This is a genomic window from Glutamicibacter uratoxydans, assembly GCF_050753455.1.
Lineage (GTDB): Bacteria > Actinomycetota > Actinomycetes > Actinomycetales > Micrococcaceae > Glutamicibacter > Glutamicibacter uratoxydans_A.
This window is the reverse complement of sequence record NZ_CP192736.1, coordinates 1,530,834-1,551,674: the sequence shown is the minus strand read 5'-3', so window position 1 is coordinate 1,551,674 and position 20,841 is coordinate 1,530,834. Positions and strand designations below refer to the sequence as shown.

At 58.1% G+C, this 20,841-nt stretch carries 22 protein-coding genes; 13 read left to right on the top strand and 9 right to left on the bottom strand.

Features of this window, described 5'->3' with window-relative positions; translation table 11 throughout:
* Nucleotides 1–2: 2 nt before the first annotated feature.
* The 4 genes from ACQQZ8_RS07010 to ACQQZ8_RS06995 all read left to right on the top strand — a co-directional run bounded on the left by ACQQZ8_RS07010 (nt 3) and on the right by ACQQZ8_RS06995 (nt 3,202).
* On the top strand, nt 3–485 hold the full coding sequence (locus ACQQZ8_RS07010; RefSeq protein ID WP_431711946.1) for a hypothetical protein: 483 nt from the start codon (nt 3–5) through the stop codon (nt 483–485).
* A gap of 140 nt (nt 486–625) precedes the next feature.
* Nucleotides 626–1,057, top strand: a complete 432-nt coding sequence (locus tag ACQQZ8_RS07005; protein ID WP_431711945.1) for a MepB family protein — start codon at nt 626–628, stop codon at nt 1,055–1,057.
* Nucleotides 1,058–1,808: 751 nt separating this feature from the next.
* Entirely contained in the window at nt 1,809–2,348 is a 540-nt protein-coding gene (locus tag ACQQZ8_RS07000; RefSeq protein ID WP_431711944.1) for an ArsR/SmtB family transcription factor, read from the top strand.
* Nucleotides 2,345–3,202, top strand: a complete 858-nt coding sequence (locus tag ACQQZ8_RS06995) for a M23 family metallopeptidase (protein ID WP_431711943.1) — start codon at nt 2,345–2,347, stop codon at nt 3,200–3,202. The genes ACQQZ8_RS07000 and ACQQZ8_RS06995 overlap by 4 nt, the downstream gene beginning before the upstream one ends.
* Before the next feature lie 183 nt (nt 3,203–3,385).
* Here the strand turns inward: ACQQZ8_RS06995 and ACQQZ8_RS06990 are convergent, their stop codons facing one another.
* From ACQQZ8_RS06990 to ACQQZ8_RS06970, 5 genes are all read right to left on the bottom strand, one after another.
* Nucleotides 3,386–4,120: a glycosyltransferase gene (locus ACQQZ8_RS06990; protein WP_431711942.1), complete on the bottom strand. Its 735-nt coding sequence runs from the start codon at nt 4,118–4,120 to the stop codon at nt 3,386–3,388.
* Nucleotides 4,117–5,487 (bottom strand): PIG-L family deacetylase, encoded by a 1,371-nt coding sequence (locus ACQQZ8_RS06985; protein WP_431711941.1) that lies wholly within the window; start codon nt 5,485–5,487, stop codon nt 4,117–4,119. The genes ACQQZ8_RS06990 and ACQQZ8_RS06985 overlap by 4 nt, the downstream gene beginning before the upstream one ends.
* Nucleotides 5,481–6,539: an acyl-CoA dehydrogenase gene (locus ACQQZ8_RS06980; protein ID WP_431711940.1), complete on the bottom strand. Its 1,059-nt coding sequence runs from the start codon at nt 6,537–6,539 to the stop codon at nt 5,481–5,483. The genes ACQQZ8_RS06985 and ACQQZ8_RS06980 overlap by 7 nt, the downstream gene beginning before the upstream one ends.
* A gap of 47 nt (nt 6,540–6,586) precedes the next feature.
* Nucleotides 6,587–6,844, bottom strand: a complete 258-nt coding sequence (locus ACQQZ8_RS06975; RefSeq protein WP_431711939.1) for a DUF4235 domain-containing protein — start codon at nt 6,842–6,844, stop codon at nt 6,587–6,589.
* An 846-nt stretch (nt 6,845–7,690) separates the two neighbouring features.
* Nucleotides 7,691–8,863 (bottom strand): zinc-dependent alcohol dehydrogenase, encoded by a 1,173-nt coding sequence (locus ACQQZ8_RS06970; protein ID WP_431711938.1) that lies wholly within the window; start codon nt 8,861–8,863, stop codon nt 7,691–7,693.
* A gap of 343 nt (nt 8,864–9,206) precedes the next feature.
* Between ACQQZ8_RS06970 and ACQQZ8_RS06965 the strand changes: the two genes are divergently transcribed.
* The 5 genes from ACQQZ8_RS06965 to ACQQZ8_RS06945 all read left to right on the top strand — a co-directional run bounded on the left by ACQQZ8_RS06965 (nt 9,207) and on the right by ACQQZ8_RS06945 (nt 12,950).
* Nucleotides 9,207–10,286, top strand: a complete 1,080-nt coding sequence (locus ACQQZ8_RS06965) for a hypothetical protein (protein WP_431711937.1) — start codon at nt 9,207–9,209, stop codon at nt 10,284–10,286.
* Nucleotides 10,287–10,408: 122 nt separating this feature from the next.
* The gene (locus ACQQZ8_RS06960) at nt 10,409–11,326 is read left to right on the top strand and encodes an SDR family oxidoreductase (RefSeq protein ID WP_431711935.1); all 918 of its coding nucleotides are present in this window, start codon (nt 10,409–10,411) and stop codon (nt 11,324–11,326) included.
* 55 nt (nt 11,327–11,381) lie between these two features.
* Complete coding sequence (locus tag ACQQZ8_RS06955) at nt 11,382–11,585, top strand: DUF6480 family protein (protein ID WP_431711934.1); 204 nt, start codon at nt 11,382–11,384, stop codon at nt 11,583–11,585.
* Nucleotides 11,586–11,812: 227 nt separating this feature from the next.
* Nucleotides 11,813–12,229 (top strand): CBS domain-containing protein, encoded by a 417-nt coding sequence (locus ACQQZ8_RS06950; protein ID WP_431711933.1) that lies wholly within the window; start codon nt 11,813–11,815, stop codon nt 12,227–12,229.
* A 106-nt stretch (nt 12,230–12,335) separates the two neighbouring features.
* Entirely contained in the window at nt 12,336–12,950 is a 615-nt protein-coding gene (locus ACQQZ8_RS06945) for a flavodoxin family protein (protein WP_431711932.1), read from the top strand.
* Between the two features lie 92 nt (nt 12,951–13,042).
* On the opposite strand, the gene ACQQZ8_RS06940 is transcribed toward ACQQZ8_RS06945, so the two are convergent.
* The 3 genes from ACQQZ8_RS06940 to ACQQZ8_RS06930 form a co-directional block, all read right to left on the bottom strand.
* Nucleotides 13,043–14,002: a cation diffusion facilitator family transporter gene (locus ACQQZ8_RS06940; protein ID WP_431711931.1), complete on the bottom strand. Its 960-nt coding sequence runs from the start codon at nt 14,000–14,002 to the stop codon at nt 13,043–13,045.
* Nucleotides 13,999–14,493, bottom strand: a complete 495-nt coding sequence (locus ACQQZ8_RS06935; protein ID WP_431711930.1) for a transporter substrate-binding domain-containing protein — start codon at nt 14,491–14,493, stop codon at nt 13,999–14,001. Before ACQQZ8_RS06935 ends, ACQQZ8_RS06940 begins: the two co-directional genes overlap by 4 nt.
* Before the next feature lie 174 nt (nt 14,494–14,667).
* Nucleotides 14,668–15,612 carry a glycosyltransferase family 1 protein gene (locus ACQQZ8_RS06930; RefSeq protein ID WP_431711929.1) on the bottom strand — a complete coding sequence of 315 codons (945 nt, stop codon included), beginning with the start codon at nt 15,610–15,612 and terminating at the stop codon, nt 14,668–14,670.
* 258 nt (nt 15,613–15,870) lie between these two features.
* Between ACQQZ8_RS06930 and ACQQZ8_RS06925 the strand changes: the two genes are divergently transcribed.
* The gene (locus ACQQZ8_RS06925) at nt 15,871–16,380 is read left to right on the top strand and encodes a Dps family protein (RefSeq protein ID WP_431711928.1); all 510 of its coding nucleotides are present in this window, start codon (nt 15,871–15,873) and stop codon (nt 16,378–16,380) included.
* A gap of 73 nt (nt 16,381–16,453) precedes the next feature.
* Here the strand turns inward: ACQQZ8_RS06925 and ACQQZ8_RS06920 are convergent, their stop codons facing one another.
* Entirely contained in the window at nt 16,454–17,533 is a 1,080-nt protein-coding gene (locus ACQQZ8_RS06920; RefSeq protein WP_431711927.1) for a carboxylate-amine ligase, read from the bottom strand.
* Between the two features lie 331 nt (nt 17,534–17,864).
* Between ACQQZ8_RS06920 and ACQQZ8_RS06915 the strand changes: the two genes are divergently transcribed.
* From ACQQZ8_RS06915 to ACQQZ8_RS06905, 3 genes are all read left to right on the top strand, one after another.
* Nucleotides 17,865–18,464, top strand: coding sequence for a cysteine hydrolase family protein (locus ACQQZ8_RS06915; protein WP_431711926.1), 600 nt, complete (start codon nt 17,865–17,867; stop codon nt 18,462–18,464).
* Nucleotides 18,465–18,584: 120 nt separating this feature from the next.
* Nucleotides 18,585–18,875, top strand: coding sequence for a hypothetical protein (locus ACQQZ8_RS06910; protein ID WP_431711925.1), 291 nt, complete (start codon nt 18,585–18,587; stop codon nt 18,873–18,875).
* 73 nt (nt 18,876–18,948) lie between these two features.
* On the top strand, nt 18,949–20,793 hold the full coding sequence (locus ACQQZ8_RS06905) for a thiamine pyrophosphate-requiring protein (protein ID WP_431711924.1): 1,845 nt from the start codon (nt 18,949–18,951) through the stop codon (nt 20,791–20,793).
* The last annotated feature ends 48 nt before the right edge of the window (nt 20,794–20,841 follow it).

The window sequence follows — 20,841 nt, the reverse complement described above, 5'->3', positions numbered from 1 at the left end:
CAGTGATCAATGCGATGACCTCGGTCAATCACCCTTGCGAAGTGCTGTTGGATTTTTACGCGCTCTCGCGTGAGGCCGATATTACACGGCTTCGCTTCCTGTTTGTGGGTGCGGATGGAAATATCGCCAGGGCATGGTGGAAAGCAGCGCAAGCATATGACCTCAACATTCATCAAAGCTGCCCTGAAGAACTTCGTGTTGAAGGCATGCCTTGGAAAGGCGTGCTTCGTGACGCGATCCGCACAGCTGATGTTGTGATCACCGATGGACCGGGCCCAAACGCAGATCAGCTTTTTCCGTATCAAGTGACCTCTGAGTTGCTGGGCCTCACCCCAAAGGGGGCGCGGTTCGCACCATGTCCGCCTTTCGTTCGGGGGCGTGAAGTCAGCTCCGACGCGATCCTGCACGGTGCCTTTATTGGGCATGAGTTCAAGCGGTTCTTGTTGCTTGTGCAGCAAGCAGTGATGGCGCGGGCACTTGCGTAACGCTTTTAGGGGTTGGTATGTGTGGCGACGTCTGCGACTGGAGATCAAACGTCTAGTCGCGTTTCGCTTAAATCTCTAGCGCCAGCGGCCCGCCCATGAGCCCATGAGCCCATGACGATCCGCACTGATAGATTCATGGGGTGTCATTCAGTGCATTTGAGGCCTACGTGGCCGCGATTGGAGTATCCGCATCGGTGACGCCCGAATCGCAGAACAGTGACTACGAGTCGGGACTTGCGAGAATTGGCGAGGAGTACTGGCATATCAGGACCGCGCGCACTACCCCGACCAAGCCCGGTGCTTTTCTGGCGTTTTGGTCGCGCGATGAGAACGGCGTGACCGAACCCTTCTCGGCTGGTTCCGTGCATGCGGGTTTGCTGGTGTTCGTGGAGCAGCTTGGTCAGCGCGGAGTCTTTCGCTTCACCGCATCGCACCTTGCCCAGCTCGGAATCACCTCCGGCCAAGGGGCTGGCAAGCGCGGCTTTCGCGTGTATCCCCACTGGTGTACGGACTTGAATGCGACAGCAACAGCGACTCAACGTGCGCAATCGTCAGCGTTTCGAGAGTTCTAGGCACTTGAGTTTCGAAGCACCCCATTCTCGGGACCGGAACTCGCCCACTACTGTGTGCTGGCTGGGCGCTGAGCTGGTGGTGAAGGGTTGTTAACTGCAGGCCCTTCTGCGACTGGAGATTTAGCGTCTATCCGCGTTTCGGCCCTAGCTGTGCCGTTTGGAGCGGGGCTACTGTTCAGGCCTGCTTATTACCGTCCGTCAGTCACCCTGCTACGATGATTAACATCATGATCAGCCCGTTGCCGGAAGGCGCGGGCTGATTTTCTTTCAGCAGGAGATGTGAACTTCGAGTACACGAAATTCCTCGGATCTATCGAAGCAATGTCTCCGGTCGTATCGCAGGCGTCGATATAGTGCCAGCCTTTTTCGACGGTGCTCGGAACCGCTTTCCGAAAACCACGTTCCATCTCACGGATCTGAGTGCTCTCCCCGTACAGTCGGCTAGCCTAGTCGAAATCCCCGTCTGGCATTCCGCGATTCGGGTGACTCCGGAGCTGCTACCCGCAACCATTCAAGAAATTGCCCGATGTCGTGAGCCTGGAGGAAGTCAGATCCTCGGGTTCTTCGAAGGTCGACAGGTTGGACGCGGGCCGACCTTGGCTCTCGATCTCACGCTGCAAAAGCTTCCAGCTCAACCCTTGGCCTGAACTTCAGATCAGCGGTTTGGTGGATGTGGCCGCGTACCGACAAACTGCGGGATTGATGCATCTGCGGCCTACTACGTTTATTTGGAGTATCGCACTATTGAATCATGGCGAATGAACTTGAAGACCTCAGGCAGGCGCTGGCTGAATTGACAGAGCGGGTGGCGCAACTTGAATCTGACCGAAATCGCAAGCCTCAAACCTCGGCTTCAGTACCAGTGCCTGACGAAGAGCAGTTCTGGGCATTGCATGGGCTGCGGGAACGACTAGCAGACCACCCACGCACGGCGGATGGCGCGGTGATGATTGTCGGCAGCCTCACTTTGACCAGTGGCGCGCCGGTGGCCTGGCAACAAAGTGCCGCTAGCAGCGGTTTGCTCGAAACAGACTGGTCAGACTTCGCCGCAACGTTCAGTGCGCTCGGGCATCCGGGACGCCTGGAGCTCATCAAGCATATTCTCTCGGGAGTGCACGGGACCGCGGAACTCGCTGAAGTTGCGTCGCTGGGATCCACCGGAAAACTGCACCATCATCTCAGACAGCTCGTGGCAGCTGGATGGGTACGGCAGAGCGGTCGCGGTAGCTACGAAGTTCCGGCAGCCCGCGTCGTTCCGCTGCTCGCCTGCCTGACGGGAGCGGAACGATGAAACGCGGACTCCTGGCGAGCTACCGAGTACGCGGCCCGCGATATTTTGCAGCAGCCGGGATCCTCATCGGTAACGCAATCTTTGGCCGGTTCATCACGGCAGATGCGGCTGCACCCTACCGAACCACGGTGGTGCTGGAGGCAATGGCAGTGGCAGCGCTCTGCGTGGTCCTAACCTACACCGGTCCGCGTCTGTTAGTACCAGTGCCCTCACGAGCAGTTCTTGCACCGATCATTGGACGGTGGCAGGCACTTAATAGCCCGGGGTCCGCGGTGCCAAGTCACGGCGTTCGCGCCTACGTACAGGCCTACGCGATTGACCTGGCATATGACGAAATCCACGCGCCGCGTCCAGAATTCGGTAAGCGGACGATGCGCGATCCGAATCAATACCCCGCCTTCGGGCAACCGGTGTACTCCATGATCGAAGGCACTGTGGTGCGTGCGTCGGATTGGCGGCGGGATCATCTGGCCCGATCGAACATGTGGGGCGTTACCTACATGATGATTGAGGGGGCGCTTCGAGAACTTGGCGGTCCCGGATTTGTGATCGGCAACCATGTCATCATTCGCAGTGATGACGGTGTCTATGCTGTTCTCGCGCACCTGAAGCAGGGGTCTGTGAGAGTGGCTGTTGGTGAGCGTATCGCGGCCGGTGTGCTCGTGGGCTATTGCGGTAACTCGGGCAATAGCAGCAAACCCCACGTACATGCGCAGCTGATGGATCGCGTGTCGTTCTGGACTGGTCAAGGCCTTCCGATGCACTTTTCAAACGTCGTGGTTGACGGACCAGCTAGCGGCTCCATCGCGACGCTTCCGGAGAACGGCAAACATCTGATCGCGCATTCCGAGTAAGCAGCCACTGATGCGTGCCGTGGGGTCGGTCGGCAAGAAGTATCGCTGAGGCACGAGCAGAATGGGGTTAGTAGTTCGCTCCAGCGCTTGCTGAACGCAGCGGCCGCTGCGTGAAACTAGAGAGTTATTCCTATACTCCCCCGGGCGCGGCCCGATGCGAGCCGATAGGCCGGTGAACCGTCTCTAAGGTACCGGTGTCGCCTCCGGTTGCAGTGCGGCAAGATACTTGGCGAACCCTTCATTGACCCGGCCTTCTAACCGTCCGGAGGTCACCACTTGCAGACGTTCACTGCCCACCACCCGATAGTTCGCGGCACGTAAATCTTCAATGAGTTTCACATCCTCGTGCGCGGTCAGCGCGGCAAATCCTCCCACCGCCAGATATGCCGAGGCAATGACTCCTAGGTTCGCCCCGTGAATGTGCTGGTGCCCGGCTACTGGTTGATAGGCGGCTTTCCATCGTGCGAACCGCTCGGGGTCTAAGTCGCTGTATTCCGGCTCCACGGTCCCGGTGACCGCTTGTGCCCCGTGGCGGTGGAGCAATGCAAATTCTTCGAGCCAGTGCTCGGGAACCCGGGTGTCGGCATCGGTGCTGGCAAGCCACATTTGCTCGGCTGCGATCTGTGTCGGTATCCGTTGCAAGGCGCAATCCACTGCCAGTGCCCGCGCCGCGCCCACGTTATGCCGGTTGGTTCGTACCAGGGTGAACCTCGAATCGCGGGCACACATCTGGGCGACTAACTGCTCACTGTTATCGGTGCAGGCGTCACATACGACCGTGCAGGACAAGTGCACTGCGGGATGTAACCGGGCGAAGTGATTCATTGTGTCTCTGATGGATTCCAAGCACCCGTTCAGTAGCTCCTGCTCATTGTGTGCTGGCACGACGATGGCAATCGCCGCTAGTTTTCTGCTCATTGTTGACCCCCGGGTTTGGCGAGGATTTCGACCATGAAATCCTTTTCCTCATGGATCACCAGCCGGTCCCAGCCCAGTTCTTCAGCTACTTTGTGAACATCCCGCCCATCCAGCGGCCACCCCTCGATGGGATGTAGCCAGTGACAGAGTGCGAGGTGGCCGCCGGGTTGGAGGGTTTGGGAAATCTTGTCGAACACTTGGGCTAGCTCATCGGCGGCGAGGAAGTAGCCGATCTCGCTGAACACCACCAAGTCCACCGATTCTGCCGGTAGCGCGGGCCACTGCCGGGGAATGACGGCATGCTCGAAGCGGACCAGTTCGTTGGGGCCCACCTCCTGCCGGGCCTGATGCAGCGCACGTTCACTGGCATCCACGGCGACCAGTTCGGCGCTGCGTTGGGCGAGGGCAGCGCTCTGAACCCCGATCGAGCAACCCAACTCCAAGGTGCGGGCGTACTGTGCTGCGGGTAAGCAGGCGAGCAAGATCTGCTGTTTACGCCGTTCGTAGTCGCTGCTGCGGTAATCCCACGGATCGGGGCGTTGTCGATAGAGGCGTTCGAAGACTGTGCTCGCTGATTGAGCATCGCGTTGCCCGGGTCGAGTACAGCGGAAGAACTCCTGCCCTGCCAGAAAGTGTTCACGAACCCGCGCAGGCAGGATCGCCTCGTCACCTGGCTGGGCTGAGAGTGGTTCGATCTGCGAAGTGTGGGCTCCAATGGCTCGGTGCTTGGCCTTTGCTGCGGTGCGATCCAGTGGCAACCGATGCCAGTGCTTCCACCGTGTGTCGTGCTCCGGTTCGGCCCAATGCCAATACCAGATGGGGAACTCTAGATGCCAGAGGCCACGTTCGGAGGCTAGGCGGCCCGCGAGGTTGGCGAGAGTTTCATGATCCGGATGACCGTCATCCCGGTAGGTGCTAGCGATAATGCACCCGGTGTCCCCGAGTGTTGAGTGGAGCACGATCTCAATCTGGTCGACATATTCACTGAGCATCCCGTCCGGAAAATTCCCGAACTTAATGTCTAATAAGCCTGGACCGGGTGCGGAAGATTGCAGAGCATCCATGGCATGGACCATCTCGGTTTTCCGCCGTTCGGTGAGCATGGCAGCGCTATGCGTCGGAGAATCTGGGTGGGATCTTTCGCCGAAGCTACATAACAGCACCTGGACCTGGATTCCGCGTCGCAGCGCGAGGTTGATTAAGCCGCCGGCTCCCAGAGTCTCATCATCCGGGTGAGCCACCAGGACCACAAGCCGCTCGGCGTGCGCAAAGAGATCATCCGGTTCAATTTTGGTAATCTCACCCAGCCCGTGTTCGACCCATTCTCTGGCACTGGTTCCCCGCTGGGTGTGGCTGAAGCTCACCATGATTCCACGTCTCCTTTCTGCCGCTGATCCAATAGCATTTTCCCGAGCACCGCATCGTCACGTGCCGCGTGGTGTTGACGTAGATACACGCTCAGATCGGCCACGCGCCGGGCATGTGGCTCATCAAAGGCTAAGGGTGCCGGGCCTGTGGCGTGCGCATGGAGCTGGATGATTCGTTCGCAGATCTGCGCTATCGTCCCGCGTGCCCGGTAAGCTTGGACCGCGCCCAATTCACCCAGATCGGCCAGTGTGGCCGCATCCTTGAGAGTGCTTGCGCCGGCTGCCAACAGCCGGTCTGCTTCGCCCAGCCACGCTAAGGCCAGCTGATCCGGTTCTCGGCTTTCGGCTCGGTGCAGCAGGTCGCGGAAGATCCCGACGGCTGCACCAAACCAGCAGGCGGCTACCCCGACCCCACCAATCGCGAACCCTGGTCGTTGCAGATACCATCCGGGCTCCTCTACCGCCTCGGCTCGGATTTGTTGGAATTGGACGGGTCCGCTCGGGATCCGGTGCAGCCCGTGACTCACCCACGGTTGCGGTACCCCGATGATTCCCGGATCACGCATGTGCACTGCGAACAGTGCCCGCCCATGTTCCGTATGTGCGCTGACTAAGGCCCGGTCAACAGCTGTTGAGAGTGAGCACCACGGTTTGGTTCCATTCAATATCCAGGTGTTGCCGACGTGCTCGGCCTCCAGACGCATCCCTTGGCCTTCGGCCGCATACACTGCCCAGCTCCCGTTTGCGGTCCAAGGGATGGACGCCTCATAAAGGATTGCGGCGGCATCCAAATGTGGTTCCAAGGCCCGTGCCGCGCTCAGATCCCGTACCGAGACGCTGGCCAACAGCTCCCATAGCTCACGTGTGTGTCCATTCCCGGGGGTCGGTGGCGGGTAGGCGTCCTCGGCGAGGATCTGCAGAATCGGCTGCGGATCGCCCGCTGCATTCGCGGCGGCCTCCAGTATCAGCTCAGCGGTGGGCCAGCTCTCGGCGGTGGGCACCACTCCGTTGCTTGTTTTCGCTGCGGCAAAAGACACTAATGCGGTTCTCACCGATCTCCTGTCCTTATCAATGGGCTGGGAATCCTTTAGTTTAGGTGCTAGTGGGAGCCGGCTTTAGCTTCCAAGTCTCTGGTCCAGCGCTTAGTGATCGCTTGAATCACCGCCGCGCTGGCGCCGGAAATGATGGCGAAAGTCAGCACCTTGCCTAGGGTTGATTCCTGCTGAACTTCGGGATTGTTCGGTGCCGGAGGCTGCTCACCGGTCACGGTTTTCCATAGCCCGCTAACGACTTTGGTTCCTAACCAGCCGGTGAGTAAGGAGAGGACGGTTCCAAGGATCTTGACGAGTATTTTCATGATGCACTCCTTCATTCTCAGGGTGAGTTGCTAGCATTCCCGGGTTTTTACAGCGGTTTCGGGGCCGACTGCCCTACGGCGGGCACGGCGGATCGATGGGTTGTGAGGCACGCTTGTGTCCGGTGACGGAACCCGTTCTAGCTGGCCGCAGCCGACAACTTGGGACCGGATGACGCGGCGGGGTGCCGCACGTAGCCCAGACGGTCGTGAAGGATCGCAGTGACCGCCAAGATCCCTCGTGTGCCGCACGGGAATCCCGGTTACGCCGACCAACGTTCTGGTTCAGCCCCGCTCTGGCGGTGCCGCAGACGGAGCAGAGTACCGCATCCACATTATTGGGCGTGATGCTCTGTGCACCGATCTGTGTCCGTGGCCTGTGTCCCATTTGTCCGTCCTTTCCTGCTGCACACTAATCTGCCGTGCCACTTGGTCAGAAGCCAGTACTCCTAGGAAGCTTTGTGGTTAGTCGCGGAGGCGAGGAAAGAAGCTGGATGTGTGATCCTTATGCTGGGTGTGCCTGATCGGTCAAGGATTCACTGGTGCGATGCGCTCACATTCGACTGCTCCTCCCGCAGGTGGGCGAGGCAGTGTTCCAGGTAAGCCCCGAACGCTTCCAATCGGGCACGACCTTCACCCGCGTCACCGGCGGTCAAGGGACGAGGGCATCCGATGCGCGCCACAGGCTCAGGACTGCAGACGCAAAAAACCATAAATCGCTGAAAACGGATTCCACCCTCTCGGCGAGCGCACAGTCGTCGCAAGTGCGTTCGCCGGTAGTTTGAAGCCCCGGGCCTTCCCGTAGGCGCGGCTAGCTCTGGCCACGACTCGAAAATATCGGTGCCCCGGCTACGGGGTCATCACCACCTTGATGCACTGATCTTCCTTCTTTTGGAAGGTCTCATACATCTTCGGTCCTTCTTCGAGGCTCACCTGATGGGTCACCAGATCATCCAGCCCTAGCGGGTCTGCCGAGTCCTCGGTGAACGGCAGCAACTGCTCCGTCCAATTCTTGACGTTGCATTGCCCTTGGCGCAGTTGAATCTGCTTATCGAACATCTCCAATAGCGGCATGGGCGTCGCCGCGCCGGAATACACCCCACTGAGCGAAATGGTGCCTCCGCGGCGTACTGCGGAGATCGCAGAATGGAGCACCACGGTGCGATCCACCGACATGGTTTCCATGGCTTTTTGCGCCACCGGATCGGGAAGCAACCCGACAGCAGATTGCAGAAGGGAGGCTCCCGGGGAACCGTGCGCTTCCATACCGACGGTGTCCAGTACCGCATCCGGGCCGCGTCCAGTCATTTCGCGTAACTGGCCCACGGTGTGTTTGGAGAAATCCATGGTCTTTATTCCGTGACGTGAAGCCATGGCGCGGCGCTCAGGCACCGGGTCGACCGCGATGACCTCATGTCCCAAGTGAGCTCCGATCCGTGCCGCTAACTGCCCTACCGGTCCCAGACCAAATACCGCCAGAGTTCCACCGTCTGGGACATTGGCATACTCCACGCCTTGCCATGCGGTGGGCAAAATATCGGATAAGAAAAGGTAGCGGTGATCGGGCAGTTCCTGACCCACTTTGATCGCCCCGTACTGTGCGTGAGGAACTCGCAGGTACTCGGCTTGTCCCCCGGCCACCTGACCATACAACTCCGAGTAGCCAAAGAGGGCCGCACCCTTGTCGAACTTTCGGACTTGGGTGGTTTCGCACTGCGATTGCAGCCCGCGGCGGCACATCCAACAATCCCCGCAGGCAATGTTGAAGGGGATGACCACGCGGTCCCCCACCGATAGTTCGGTCACTTCCGAACCGACTTCTTCCACGATCCCCATGGCTTCGTGTCCCAACACATCACCTTGGTGCATATAGGGGCCAAGCAGCTCATAGAGGTGGAGATCCGAACCGCAAATGGCGGTGGAGGTGATGCGCACGATCGCGTCCGTTGGTTCTTCAATCCGTGGATCGGGAACCTCACGATATTCAACTTGTCGTTTTCCTTGCCAGGTCAGTGCTTTCATCTGGATTGCTCCTAAATAAGGACAGTGTTCAAGACGATACGTATGCCGCCCGATGGACCGACTTCGGCTGCAGTTCCTCGGCTCACGCAATGCTGCGAGACTTCCACAGCCAGAGAAGGCGGACAAGACGGATCGGGAAAGTCTGCGGCTACACTCAGAAAACCTAAAAAAGGTCGCAACAGTTGGTGACAGGATCCTGCGAAGTATCTGGATCCGCTGGCGCATCCTGATCACCTGATCTTACCGTGAAGGGTCGAACCTACCGTTGCTGAACCCGGCAATCCAACCTTGGCGGAGGTACCCCATTCGCACACCAGATCCAGCACAGCGCACCGTAGGCCTCGTGGCCGATCCCGGGATTGCCCAAGCACTGGCTGGAAAAATACGGAAACGGCTCGAACGTTTACTGCACCGGGAAGATCACCACGCTCACCAATGGGTGGTCGAGGTAGACCCCCTAACCCTTCCCTTGGATGACTCCGGGCAGGTGCTTTTGAACGAGCATGTGGCTATGTTGCGCGAAAAGTTTGGGTGGGATTACATCATCTACCTCACCGACATCCCGCAGTATCGCCATGAACAGCCGGTCAGCCGGATCATTAGCCGAGCCTATGGGGCGGCGACTCTAGTGGTGCCCAGTCTCGGGTTTGCGCTTCCCCGCAACGTGTCAACCGTGGTTATGGAAGTCCTCCGTGAACTCTCTGGCATGGAACCCCAGCTAACTCCTCCGTCCCGCTTAGCTCGCACACTCTCGGTGCGCGGCAGCATCCAAGAACCGCAGACCGATGGGCAGAGCGGGGATCGATATGAAAGCATTCGGGGTTTGCGCGGACGCATTTTCTTGGTCAGCGGAATGGTGCGCAGCAATCGGCCCTGGCGGCTCGTTCCCCGTCTATCCTCGGCGCTCGCCGGAGCGGCGGCCACCGGCGCCTTTGGTGTGTTCTACACCAGTATCTGGTCCATGGCAGATTACCTCAGTAGTCTGCGGCTAGCTTTTATCACCCTAGTCAGCATCCTTGTACTCAGCTTGTGGCTGTTATTCCATAACCGGCTATGGGAGAACCCGCATGGGCAGCGTCGCAAGGAACGAGCTGTTCTCTATAACGTCGCCACGGTTCTCACCCTCATTATTGCGGCCGCGGCGATGTACTGTCTGCTGTTCTTGGCGCTCCTTCTGGGTTCCCTCGTTGTCATTGACCACGAGTTCCTGGCCTTCCAGCTCGATCACCCGGTGTCTCCGAGCGAATACGTCAATCTCGCGTGGCTGGCCGCGTCTTTGGGCACGCTGGGCGGTGCCATTGGTTCGAGCTTTGATGAGGTCGCTTCGGTGCAACAGGCCACTTTTAGCCAACGCGAATACGAACGCCGATATTTGCGTCTGCAGTCCGAAGAATCCGATGATCCCGAAACCAAGAATTTGTGACAGTTCGGTGCTTCTTGAACGTTCCCCATGAATCTAGCCACATGGTTGAGAGAGTGGCATAGCTGTCCTAGCGTGAAATATCCGAGCAGTCATAAACCCCGCTTAGGAGGATTACGATGAATATGCCCGATCCAACCTCACCGGCCCACAACAATCAGCTGTCCTTAGATAATCCGGTCGACCGTTACCCCAAAATCTCCCCACCCAAGCAAGACCAACCCGAACCCGGATTAGATGCCAAACTCGAGCCGCAAGCCGACCATGGTGAGCAGTCCTACGTGGGGACCGGCCGGCTTAAAGGTCGCAAAGCCCTCATTACCGGCGGTGATTCCGGGATCGGCGCGGCGGTGGCTATTGCCTTCGCCCGCGAGGGTGCCGATGTAGCCATCGCCTACCTGCCCGCGGAAGAGGAAGATGCGCAAAAGATCATCTCGGTGATTCAACAAGAAGGCCGCACCGCGGTGGCGCTGCCCGGAGATTTACTGGAATCCAATTACCGCAACGAGCTGGTTGACCAGGCCGCCAAAGAACTGGGTGGCCTCGATATTTTGGTCAACAACGCTGGCAAGCAGATTGCCGTGGAGCAAATCGAAGATCTGAGCGACGAACAGGTTTTAGAAACCTTCCAAGTGAACATCTTGGCCATGTTTACGCTGTCTAAGGCCGCGTTGAAGTACCTCCCCGAGGGAGCCAGCATCATCAACACCACCTCGGTGCAGGCTTACGAGCCTTCTCCGGTGCTGTTGGATTATGCCTCCACGAAGGCCGCAATTAACGCCTTCACCAAGGGACTGGCAACTCAGCTCGCACCGCGTGGGATCCGGGTCAACGCCGTGGCACCGGGGCCGATCTGGACTCCGCTTCAGGTCTCTGATGGGCAGCCAAAAGATAAGTTGCCAAAGTTTGGGCACAATGTGCCGCTGGGTCGCGCCGGACAACCCGTGGAACTCGCAGCGGCCTATGTCTTCCTCGCCTCCCCCGAATCCAGCTATGTGGTGGGCGAAACGCTGAACGTGAACGGCGGCAGGTCCACCCCCTAAAGCGTGCCTACATACCCCCGAGCTCTCAATGCTCAACAGATGAGGAGGAATGACAATGAACAGAAATGGTGAGCAGGGACCAATTGCTGCCAAGGATGCGCAGTCGGCCAGCGAGCGCGAACGCGATGCTGGTGCCACCTCGAACCCCGATCCGCAGGAACAGAAGATCACCGGGCTAGAACCCGGTGGCGGTGTACCCCCGGGTGAAACACCACCAGCCGAAGGGTCCATGAGCCAGGATCAGGGGCACGAGGAATAGCCGGGTATCCGCGGCCCAGCGCCCGTCCGATCAACCTGAGCGAAACCTCAAAAAATAGGCGGACCCTCGACAGTTCTGGCTGCACTTCATAGCGTGGAAAGTGTCGCGCAGGAAGCTGCGAGAGCTCCAGCCGATACTCTACTCACGATGCGAATAGAACGGGTGATAACAACCCAACATCTCCACAAAAGCACGATCTAACTACTGAACGGCATCAAGGAGAAGTTATGAAGACCGCACGCGAAATGAGGACCGACAATGCCAAGTGCATTGGCGAAAACGAAACTCTAGAGGCCGCTGCCCAACTGATGGCGCAGCTCGACGTGGGCGCCCTACCCATCTGCGGGGAAGATAACCGACTAAAGGGGATGGTGACCGACCGCGACATTGTGCTGAAGACAGTCGCTCAGGGTAACGATCCGCGCTCGGTACTCGCCGGCTCACTGGGTGAAGGCAAACCGGTGACCATCGGCGCCGATGACAGCATCGAGCTAGCCATCACCACCATGCAGGAGCACCAGGTCCGCCGCCTACCGGTAATTGACGGACACACCCTGATCGGGATGCTCTCGCAGGCTGACATCGCTAAAAACTACCCCGAGGATCGGGTAGGTGATCTGTTGAGGTTGATTTCCTTCGAATAAAAGCTCGCTGCGAGATTCCCCCTAGTTTCGCAGCATCTTTGCTTAGGTCGGCTTCGTTTCCCCCAAGGCGGAGCCGACCTTCTCTTTTCAGCTAAGGAGTACTACCATGACCGATCCGGCGATTAAAGCCTTGATTCTGACCTGTACGCTCTCCCCCTCCCCCAAAGACTCTAGTAGCGAGCTCATCGCCCAGCAGGTTGCCGACAAACTCGCGACTCACGGGGTGCAAAGCGAGACATTCCGGTTAGTGGACTTCAATGTGAAACCCGGGGTGCTTAAAGATATGGGGCCCGGCGATGACTGGCCGATGTTCCGAGACAAGCTTCTGGCCAGCGACATTTTGGTGCTCGCCAGTCCAATTTGGGTGGGGCATCCCTCCAGTGTCGCCCAACGCGTGTTGGAACGCTTAGATGCCGAACTCGCGGAAACCGATGACCAAGGCCGCCCGATCCTTTTCGACAAGGTCGGCATGGTTGCGGTGGTCGGCAATGAGGACGGGGCGCACCACGTGATCGCCGAGTTATCCCAAGGTTTGGCCGAAGTTGGTTTCACCATTGCCGGCCAAGGATCCACCTATTGGGTGGGCGAGGCCATGCATACCACCGATTATCAGGACTTAGAGCAAACCCCCGAGGTCACCGCCAACGCCACCGATATTGCCACCAGGAACGTTGCACATCTAGCCAAGCTATTGCGTGCTCAGCCCTTCCCGGCCGAATAATTCTCGGCTACCGAGCAACCGATCAAAGACATCCCACGCTCCAGCCGGTTCCTCACCGGTTCTGGAGCGTGGGATGTGGATTTTGTCGTCTTTTACCTGTTGGCGAAGTCGGGTAGCTCAACCACCGGGGTAATCACCACGTCATACACCTTCCAGTCCACCTCACGTAACTCCTTTTTCAGCGAGTTGAGTTGCCGAAGACTGATCTGCTCAGCGGAGGGAACCACGAAGACTTCCACATGCATGACTTGGCCCAGCTCTCTGGCACGGATCGCCGACTCCTTGACCCACGCAACGCGATCCACGGTGCGTTCAAGATCAGCCAGCACCGGATGCGCTTCCTTACCATCTATGCCGCTGGCTCGACGATCAAGCAGATCCACGGTGGCCGAACGGGTGTTCTTCACCCCATCCAAGATAATTCCTGCGGAGATGACCAATGCTGCCGCGCTATCAAGCCACCACAGGCCAATGGCAATCCCGCCCACACCAACAATCGAGGCCACATTGGTATGCCAGTCAGCCTTGGCCATGGAAGCATCTGCGTAGAGCAGTTTATTATGCAGTGGCTTGGCCGCCTTGATCTTCAAATGCCCCAGCACAATCGCCGGGGCAGCAATGAAGGCCATAACCGCCATCATCAACCATCCCTGCCAGATGGTGTACCCAAACAGGTTCATGGTCCCGATCGTGGGATGCTCCGCTTTCAGTAACGCCGACACAGCTTCGTAAGCGAGTATCACACCCACCGTGAGCAACGCGACCCCTGCCACTAAATGCCCCGCCCCCATGGACCGGTGATAGCCGTAGGGATGGGAGGGACGGCGCGATTTGCGGGTGAACTGCAAAGCGATCAGAAACGCCAGTTGTGGCAGCACCGAGAGCATATCCTCAACCCACGCGGTACGCATCGCCTGCGAGTTGCCGACCACCAGCGCGACCAGAGTGACTGTACAAGCCGCATAGCCAATACTGATCCATTCCAAGCGGGCGGCCTTGCGCAACTGGTCGCGTTGCTCTGCTGGCAGGTGGGTTCCATAACGCTGGCTCATGTCGTGTGCCCCCGTTGGTCGAGGAAGTATTCCAGTTCGGACAGGAAGGCGTTCTCCCCCGGACGGACCAGAATCACCAATTTCACATCTTCACCGAGCGCATCCACGGTTTCCCGGTACGCGCGGGTGAGCCCTACCTGATCGGTCCACGGTGTTTTGCTGCTGATTCCACCGACCACCAAATCCAGCTGCCCTGTCTCAAGCTGCTTGACCAAAGTTTCCTCCCCGGCCACTACGAATTCTGGTTCGGTTTCCAGATGTTCGGCGAAGTCCCGCACCAGACTCACCTCGCTACCGGAATAGTCGCTGCCCTGAATATTAACGAAATCCGGATTGGGAGATAGTCCTACCCGCAAGGTGTGCGCCCGCACTCCCTCTAAAGTTCCTTCCGGGTCCACAGGTAACTGGGCGCATCCGCAGACGGCCAACATTAATGCGCATCCGACGCCGATTACCGCAGCATATGCGCGGGAGAAATATGTACTACCCATGTGCTCTGTCCTTCCGTCACGACACCGCGCTTCCACACAAACCCCATCTGCCGCTAAGTTAAGCCACTAACCAGCCCACTGCCTACTGATCTCGGCAAACAATCAGGAAACCCGCAACCCACTAGCTCTTTCAAGGCCCCGTGCGAACCATCTGTGAGACCCAAACCTAGCGGTTTAGCGCACCATGGAGCGCAACAGTGTGGAGTAGATCCGCTGATGCGTTTCGGCGAGCGCTTGGCGTTGGATTTTCCTTTGCGCGGAATCCATGCCCGGGAGGTGGGTTCTGCGCAGTTGTTCTTCAATCGCCGTGCGAAGGGAGGATTCCAAGATCTCATCCCCGTCCCAGTGATAGGACAGTAGCGAAGGGTGCTGATCCAGATAGTGCCCACAGTCCGGGACAATGACTTTGGTGCCCACATCCAACGCCGCCTCTAACCAACCCGAATGGGTGCCAAAGCGGTAAGGGAGCACCGCAATATCCAGGGAGGCTAAGTATTCGAAGAGTTCGGTTTCCGTAAAGTATTCGTGGGCTACCAGGATCCAAGTTCCCTGTTCGTGCCCAGCGAGCAGGTGTCGGGCTAATTCGGGGCGATACTCCGAGTTTTGCGGGTCGAGAATCTGCCGGTGAATGTTCACCTGTAGTTCCGTATCTGCGATGCGCTGCACAATCCGGGCCAAGGGGTCAAGTATGGATGGGGACATATTCTCCCGCAAACCCTTCAAATGCACCCCGATACGTCGCGGTGTCTTCCCTTGGCCGACTGCTGCACGGTGAGCGCGAAGACGATCCATGGTGGGGAAATCCACCACATGCGGGTGCGGTAAGACAAAAGTTTCGCGGCCCCACTGGCGCAGAATTTCGGCCGCGGCCCCGTCGGTGAGGGTGATGAGCGCGTCCGCCGCAGGGATCAGCACATTGAGTAGCTCTAGATGTGCCCGCCGGTCCTGCTGATGCGGGTTGTATAGATCGTGGACCGTATACACCAGCGGCTTGCCGTGCGCCCGAAGTTGCTCAATGCAACGTGTGAGGGTCTGCGGATCCAGAGCATCAAAGCCGAAGTGCACATGCATGAGATCGAATTCCTGATGATGTGCAGCAATCCACGTTGGGCTGAGCATCAGTGGGGGCCACCGCAGTCTCTAGCCGTGGTTCGGTTTCAGAACTGGCCACAGTCAAACAGCACCATGAGGCACACTCAATGATTTGGATGGAACACTCAGATTCGCGCCCAGATCAGGGGGCTTAACCTTAGGAAAGGGTGGGAGTTTGCCGCAGGGTTTCCCTCTCGCCCCTGCAGCGGAGTAACGTCCGAAGTGAACGGTTCTGGTTCACCAACCAACCGTCGCAGGTTTCAACCTCACTGCAAAGGAGAAACAATGACGAATAACAAGAGCACTCCGGCCAGCAAAACCCGGAAGGAAAATGCAGAATCGGGTTTCGTTGCCACCGCAGAATTGCGTGATTCATTGCAGTTAGTCCTCGTTCAGTTGCTGGATCTGCAACTGGTAGGCAAACAAATCCACTGGAATGTGGTCGGCCCCAACTTCCGCGACTTGCATCAGAACCTTGATGAGATTGTTGACATTGCCCGGCGTGGATCTGATGAGATCGCCGAACGTATGCGTGCTATGCACGTCACCCCGGACGGGCTGGTGGGCACTATCGGTAAATACACCGAGTTGGATCAGCCCACTAATGGCGAGATTCTGACCACCACGGCAATCGATATCGTGGTCAAGGCGCTGGAGTCGACCGTCGGTGTCATGCGTAAGGTTCACGATCCCGTGGACGAAGCTGACCCAACCACCGCCGATATCCTGCACGAATACATTGCCGCCCTGGAACAGCAGGCATGGTTCATCAGCGCGGAAACACGCAAACCATAAAGCGATAGTTCCACTAGCTCTGGGGGTCGAAGCATCTGCTTCGACCCCCAGAGCTTTGTCTTTAGCTGCCACGCTACATTTGCATTTCCGCGTGCGCGTTTTCCAGCAGGTGGCTTATGGAACCCCGGGCGAAGGCCGCGCGTTGCCGCACTGCCCCGTTGCCGGTTTCCAGCAAATTGCGCAAGGAATGAACCGCGAAATCATAGTCCTTGCTCTCCCGCAAGGCCGGTTCCGTCAGTTTCAATAGACGCCGGGCCAGATCGCGGGTGGAAATCGTGGCACCATTTCGCGGATCCAACTGGTTAGCATGAACCCCATTTTTGGCCGCTTGCCATAGCGCTAGGTCCAGCATCTCCGGGTAGAACGGCTCTTCTGGGGTAATTGATTCAATGGCGGTGTCCACTAAGGCCCGGGTCAGGACCGCCAAGAGAACCGAGTCGTGGGCGCGCATCTGCGAATCGGCCACCCGAAGCTCAATAGTTGGATAGTTTTCAGACAACCGGATCCCCCACCCAATATGCCCCAAATCGGGTACCGCCTCGGCGGAGGCCAACCGGGCCAGTCGGCTCTCGTAATCGGCAGCATCACCAAAATGCGGCGGAATACCCTGAACCGACCACTTGCGATAGTGAATGGTCCGCCACGAAGAGAACTTACTATCGGTCCCATGCCAGTACGGTGAATTGGCGGCCAATGCGCAGAGCAGCGGAAGCCACGGGCGCAGGAAGTTCAAGGCCTTCACCCCAGCCTCTCGATCGGGAATAGACACATGAATATGCAGACCGCACATGTAGTGTTCATCAGTAATTCCGGAGAGAAATTCACCAATCTCGTGATAGCGCTGATTATCGGTCAGGACAGGCGCCTGATGCGGAATCATCGGGGCTGAGCCGAGCCCGGCGACCCGCAGATTCTCGCGTTCCGCGTGATACGCCAAGGCCATCCGAAAGTTGCGCAATTCGCTCAGCGCCTCGGTCCGGTCCTGACAGACGGTACTGGCGTATTCGATTTGGCAGGCCAACAATTCTTGCTGGACTTGCCCGGCCCGCTGCGCGGCTAAGAGTTCCTGAAAGGGATCATGACGTGGTTGGGCCGGCATCCCGGTTTCCGCGTCAAAAATGAAAAATTCCTCTTCAATACCGAAGGTGCTCATGAGTAGTCCTATCCGAAAATAGCAGGTTGTTCGGGCCACAGTCCCGGTACACCTTGGATGGCTTTTAGAGTACATCTACCCTATTGAGAGCGAACATAACTCACGGATGATTATCAGATTCCAGAACCCGGAGAATTTGCTGCCGATCAGTTGCTATCCAGTGCCTCGCTGTTCAAAATGTGCTAGGTCAGCTCGGCACTACTCAGCATCGTTAACGCTGAGTCTTTCCCTAAAGAATCAGCCGCCCGCTAGTGGAAATCCGCAGTGCCACTTAACGTTGATCGGTAGATCGCGACAATAGCTGAGCGCTACTCACCCGGAGGCGAGAACGATGAACAACATCTGGAAGCCGGAGCATTTCTCATCCCCGGCACTACTTCTCATTGACCTACAAAACGCGTTTTTTGAGTACCCCGCTTTGGAGCGTCAACGCGCCACACTGCTGAAGCATTGTCAGCGCCTGATCAACACGGCAAATGAGTACGATTTGCCGGTGTTTAACATCTGCACCGTGCACCGCCGGGATAAGTCGACATGGACGCTGAGCATGTTAGAAGACGATCAAGGATTCGTTCTTGAGGGCACCACGCAAGCGCAGAATCTGGCCGAATTGGATCTGCGCGGGAGTCAACAAATCATTAAGCACCGTGACAGCGCCTTTTTCCGAACCGTACTTGAACAATCCTTGCGCACCCTAGGTTTTCACTCACTGATCATTGCCGGGGTATCTTCCCAGTCGTGTATCGCCGCAACGGCAGGAGATGCGTTCGCGGCGAATTTTCGGGTAGCCATCGCTAAACAGGCGGTAGCTTCCGAAGACCCGCATTTCGAAAAGACCACCTTGCAATTATTGGCCGAGCAACACCGACAGCCAGCCGTGGATACTGAGAGTTTGATCAACGCCATATCCCGCCCTGAGCAAAGCGAGTAGGTTAGCCGCAGCTAGAAAATTCTCAGTCTGACCCTGCGGTCCGGAAGCTCGGCGCAGGCAGGCACACTAGTAGGTCAGTTTCTAACGGTTACTCCCAAACACGAGGCGAGGTGGAATCAGATGTCACTCAATGACTCCGAATTCTTAGAAGTCACTGGCGAGGGCAACGACGACGAACCGCAAGATGGCCGTGACGGGCAACCATCCGATGGTGGTTCTTCGGACGATCCGGATAGCTTAGCGGCCGCAGATCCGCTACGCGGCACGGAAGCGGTAGCCGAGGATCAATTTGTCATTGATCCCACGGCCACGGCCACCGAGTCGGTGGACTCGATCAACCGCACGGTGGATGAAGAAATCGGCGAAGCAACCGACGATCCGGTACTCCGGCCCCCTGAGAGACACACATAGTACTGGGATTTACTCGGCGCAGGGCCTTGCGGGCTCTGCGCCGAGTCTATCTCTACGAGCCAGGAGCAAAACAATGAGCGAAGCAACAGTGTCTGACCGGCTCATCGAGCGACTGAACACTTGGGGAATCACCCGACTGTTCGGTTACAGCGGAGATGGAATTAATCCGGTCTTAGGAGCTCTGAGACGTAGCGACACGGGAATCACATTCATTCAATCCCGTCACGAAGAAAACTCGGCCTTTATGGCGGTAGCGCACTCCAAATACGGTCTGGGCCAATACGGCGCCCAAGGCGAGGACACAGGAAGTAAGAGCGTAGATCTGGGCGTTATGCTCTCCACTCAAGGACCTGGTGCGGTCCATCTACTCAACGGTCTCTACGATGCGAAACTCGATGGGATCCCAGTACTGGCCATTGTCGGGCAGCAGAACACCACGGCCCTGGGAAGTGGGTATCAGCAGGAGATCAATCTCGAAGCCATGTTCAAGGATGTGGCGGTGTATTGCGAAGAGGTGGTCTCCGCCGAACAGTTGCAACCTGTGATTGATCGGGCCATTCGTTCGGCATTGGCTTCCTCCCAACCGGCAGTGGTTATCCTTCCCCACGATGTGCAGCAACTACCAGCCGCCGACCCACAAACCGAACATGCCCAGATCCCTACCGCACCGCTCTGGCAGGCACCGCTGGTGGTGGCACAAGATACCGCCTTGGATGAAGCCACCAAATTACTGGATCGTGCCGAACGGATCGTAATGCTGGTGGGCCAGGGGGCACGTACCGCAACCGCCCAGGTGCATCAGCTGGCCGAACAACTGGGTGCGGGGATCGTCACTAGCCTCTTGGGTAAACCCTATGTGGATGAGTCCGCAGCGCTCAGCGCCGGAGTCATGGGCCATCTGGGCACCTCGGCCAGCGCCGCGCTACTGAACTCCTGTGATCTGCTGCTGATTGTGGGTTCAAATGACCCGTGGACAGAATTCTATCCCCCGAAGAATCAAGCCAAGGCAATCCAGATTGACGTGAACGCGCAACGTCCGGGTAACCGCTACCCGGTGGATGTGGCATTGGTGGGCGATGCGCGCCTCACCCTCGAAGCCTTGGCTCAGCGGGTGTCACCCGATGCGACACACCGTGCGCCGTGGCGGGAGCGTGTGGAACAAACCGTGCAGGATTGGCACGAGTTAGCCGAACAACGCGCCATGGTTCCAGCCCATTCAGTGAACCCGGAACGGATGATCCGCGAACTCAGCGGGTTACTCCCCAGCGATGCCCAAGTGGCGGTGGATGTGGGAAGTTGCGTCTACTGGTATGCCCGACAGCTGCGGCTCCCACCCGGGGTGCCAGCCCATTTATGTAGCACCCTGGCCAGTATGGGTGCCGGCGTCCCCTATGGTCTGGCGGCAAAATTACGGCATCCGGATCGACCGGTGATCGTTTTGGCCGGGGATGGGGCAATGCAGATGAGTGGCAACGCCGAGCTGGTGACCTTGAGTGAGCAATGGCATCAATGGAGCGACCCACGGTTTGTGGTGTGCATTCTCAACAACCAGGATCTGGCCGAAGTCTCCTGGGAACAACGCGAAACCGAAGGTGAACCACGGTTTGCCGCAAGCCAAGACTTACCGGGTTTTCCCTACGCCGAGTACGCGGAGATGCTCGGGATGCGTTCCCAAGTAGTGTGCTTCGCCGGGGATATCAGCAAAGCGTGGAAAGAAGCACTCAGTGCTGATCGCCCCACGATCTTAGAGGTACGCACCGATCGCGATATCCCCCTGATCCCGCCTTACCCGCAAGGGGTTGCGGCGGTGGATTCCATGCGCAAGGCGCTTTCTCAGGAAGGACCGAACGCCACCCACGCACTGGAATTGCTGAAAACCTATGCGGATCTTGAGGCCAAGCTTTTCGGCACCAGCTGAGCCCGGGCAAAGTTTCGTCCCTGGTGACTCAGAGCCAACCAGGGACGA